Source organism: Butyricicoccus pullicaecorum DSM 23266, assembly GCF_900167005.1.
Taxonomy (GTDB): domain Bacteria; phylum Bacillota; class Clostridia; order Oscillospirales; family Butyricicoccaceae; genus Butyricicoccus; species Butyricicoccus pullicaecorum.
The window spans coordinates 1-3160 of sequence record NZ_FUXW01000033.1; the positions used below are offsets into that span (position 1 = coordinate 1).

Consider the following 3160-nt stretch of genomic DNA (forward strand, 5'->3'; position numbering starts at 1 on the left):
GCGGCGACCTGTTCAAGGTAGTTCCGCTGATGATCGAGGCAATCCGCGCTGCAAAGGCTGGCAAGTAAGATTGAATCGAAAATCCCCGAGGAGAACTCCCCGGGGATTTTTTTTGTAACGGAAAGCACCGCACCCCTAATTGAAGTTTGGATCAAACCTTTTCAAAGGTTTGCGGGTTCTCAGGGCAGAGCCCTGAGTCGGACTCCGCAGAGTCCGAAACTCCCCTTTTGAAACCCGGTGTCCGCCCCGGGTTTCAACCAAAACAAGCCAAAAAGGAAAGACCGTCCCTTCGGACGGTCTTTCCCATAAGCGCACTTTGTGCGCGAAGTATTGCGCGACCTGCGGGTCGCGCTTTTTTATTATTTTTAGTTGATTTTCGCAAAGCGAAAATCAAGAAAGAGTTCCGCGCTCTGCGGAGCGCGTCTCAGGGCTCTGCCCTGAGAACCCGCAGCCTTTCGAGAAAGGCTGGCGAAAGCTTCATTTCCGCCTGCGGGCGGGAGTTTGTCTTTCTGCGGTGCTTTAGCCGCCGTGTCTCACCCCACACACCGGGCACAATGGTCGTCTCGCGTCGATCATCTGATGCAGAGCATCGAGTGCATCCGACAGACTACCCACCTGATCGATGAGCCCACACGCGACGGCCTCCTCCCCTGACACGATGGTACCGGTATCCGCGGACAATTCTGCGGTCTCCATCATCATTCTGGTGAATTCCTTGGCAGAGACGTGACTATGAGCGGTAATAAACCCGACGATTCGCTCCTGGATCTTCTGAAAATAGGTGTAAGTCTGGGGCGAAGCGATGACTGTACCGCTCATGCGCACCGGATGGATGGTCATCGCAGCGGATGGTGCAATAAACGAGCGCTTGGCCGCGACGGCGAGTGGTACGCCGATGGAATGACCGCCGCCGAGGACGAGAGAAACAGTAGGCTTTCGCATTCCCGCGATGAGTTCTGCGATGGCGAGGCCGGCTTCGACGTCGCCGCCGACGGTATTGAGTAGTACGAGCAGGCCGTCGATCTCGTCGGACTCCTCAACCGCGGTGATTTGAGGGATAATGTGTTCGTATTTGGTGGTTTTGGTCTGCTGGGGCGCTTCCATGTGGCCTTCGATCTGGCCGACGATGGTGATAGAGTGGATGACACCGCGGCGGGTGCGAGCGGTGACCGAGCCGGTCTGGGCGATGTTATCCACAGGTGTGGACGATTGGGCTTCCTGATCCATAGCGAAAAAGACCTCCTTGCAAGTAGTGGCGAAAACTGGGATGCAGGCGGCGCGCCGCCGGGCATCATTTGATATTGTGCGCGGAAATGGACGATTTTACGCTCTGTATACCTGTTTTTTTGTGATTTTGTACGTTTGTTCGCATTAACTTAGAGTTATCAACAATGTCCACAAAGTTATCCACAGAGAAGATGTGTATTGTGGAAAAAAGGGGTTATACCATAAGTAATGAAAAAAGGGTCAATTTCCGTGGGAAAAAGGCGATGATAACGTCGAGTTATCAACAATGTCCACAGAGTTATCCACAAACGGGGAGGGACAGAAAGCGGCAGGAAACTATACGAAAGGTAATGAATCGGGAACAGAAGCGGGAAAAACCGAGCGTTCGACAGAAAGCCTCAACCGAAAGTTATCAACAATGTCCACAGGTTTATCCACAGTTATCCACAGAGGGATGCAGCCTTTCGTAACAAAAAATTTGCAAAAAACTTTCGGATTTCGTAGATTCTGCTGAACAACTATGATATAGTTATATTTATAAAAAGAACGCCCGACGCCATCGGGGAATGTATCCAAATAGGGATGCGTCTATGCATCAGAAAAATACAGGGAATGGAGAATAAGATATGCCTATGGTGGAAGTCCGCATGCTGGGACGTTTCGAAATCTATGTGGACGATCAGCTGGTCAGCGGTCAGATTGGCCGATCGAAAAAGCTAAAACATCTGGCCGAATACCTGATCCTCAACCACGACCGCGCCGTGCCGAATGACGAGATTATCGAGGCATTATGGCCGGGACAGGAGAGCAAGAATCCGCGCAATGCGCTGAAGATTCTGGTGCATCGTCTGCGCATGACGCTTGCAGCAGGCGGCGCGCCGGAAGACATGGAGTTCATCATTGCCCGCCAGCGTTCGTGCCGATGGAATCCGGCGCTGGACTGCATTTATGACTTCGAGCACTTCGAGGCACTGTGCACGGCAGGCCTGTCCGGCCGCGCGAGTGAGGAAACTGCACGCGTGCGTCTGCTGGACGCATGCAAGCGCTATCGCGGACGATTTTTGTCGGATGCAGGCGGAGAACTGTGGGCATCCGGCCCGGAGATCCGCATGCACACCTATTACCTGCGCGCGGTGCATCGCCTGATCGAGATTCTGCGCGGCCGCGGACAGTTCGACCAGATCATCGAGCTGTGCCGGGACGCACTGGAGATCGACCAGATGGACGAGTCGATCAACCGCGAGCTGATTTTTGCACTGGCTGAGAGCGGCCGCAATCAGGAGGCCATCCAGCATTATAACCAGATTACCGAGCTTTACTACAACCAGCTCGGCGTGCAGCCGTCCGAGGAACTGCGCGGTCTGTACCATCGTATCGCAGCGGTGGAACGCAAAGTGGGTGCGGATATCGACTCGATCTGCGCCGATCTGCGCGAGAGCGATACCCAGCCGGGTGCATTTGTATGCCCGTACGAGATTTTCAAGGATATTTACCGCTTGGAAGCGCGCAGCCTGGCACGTTACGGCGGCAGAGCGTTCATCGGCCTGCTGACCGTGACCGATAACCGCGTCTGCCAGCCCGAAAGCCGCGTGCTGGCTAAGGTCATGGAACGCCTGATCGAGAGCGCACGCATGAGCCTGCGCCGCGGCGATATGATCGCCAGATATAGCCCGGCTCAGATCGTGGTTATGCTGCCTACGGTTACGTATGAAATGGGTCAGATGGTGTGCGAACGCCTGACCCGTAACTTTAAGCGTGAAAATCCGGCGATGAATGTCGCAATTTCGTATAATCTGCGACCGATGGAACCGCCTCGCGCAAGTGATAAAGAAGAATATCACATGTAAGGTAATCACCGAATCAATCCCGCCCGCAGGCGACAAGCGGGTCCGGGTCTGCGACCCGGCGCGATCCAGCCGCGCAGGCTGGCCGC

Annotated in this window: 2 protein-coding genes; one reads left to right on the forward strand and one right to left on the reverse strand. The window is 54.6% G+C overall.

Annotated features, from left to right (window positions below; genetic code table 11):
• Positions 1-519 precede the first annotated feature (519 nt).
• Positions 520-1227, reverse strand: a complete 708-nt coding sequence (locus B5D52_RS15800; protein ID WP_016148915.1) for a ClpP family protease — start codon at positions 1225-1227, stop codon at positions 520-522.
• Positions 1228-1853: 626 nt separating this feature from the next.
• On the opposite strand from B5D52_RS15800, the gene B5D52_RS15805 reads away from it, so the two are divergent.
• Positions 1854-3074 (forward strand): AfsR/SARP family transcriptional regulator, encoded by a 1221-nt coding sequence (locus tag B5D52_RS15805; protein ID WP_016148916.1) that lies wholly within the window; start codon positions 1854-1856, stop codon positions 3072-3074.
• Positions 3075-3160: the final 86 nt, after the last annotated feature.

Coding starts and splice junctions, on each gene's coding strand:
- B5D52_RS15805 (WP_016148916.1), top strand. CDS start 1,854: ATGCCTATGGTGGAAGTCCGCATGCTGGGACGTTTCGAAATCTATGTG.
- B5D52_RS15800 (WP_016148915.1), bottom strand. CDS start 1,227: ATGGATCAGGAAGCCCAATCGTCCACACCTGTGGATAACATCGCCCAG.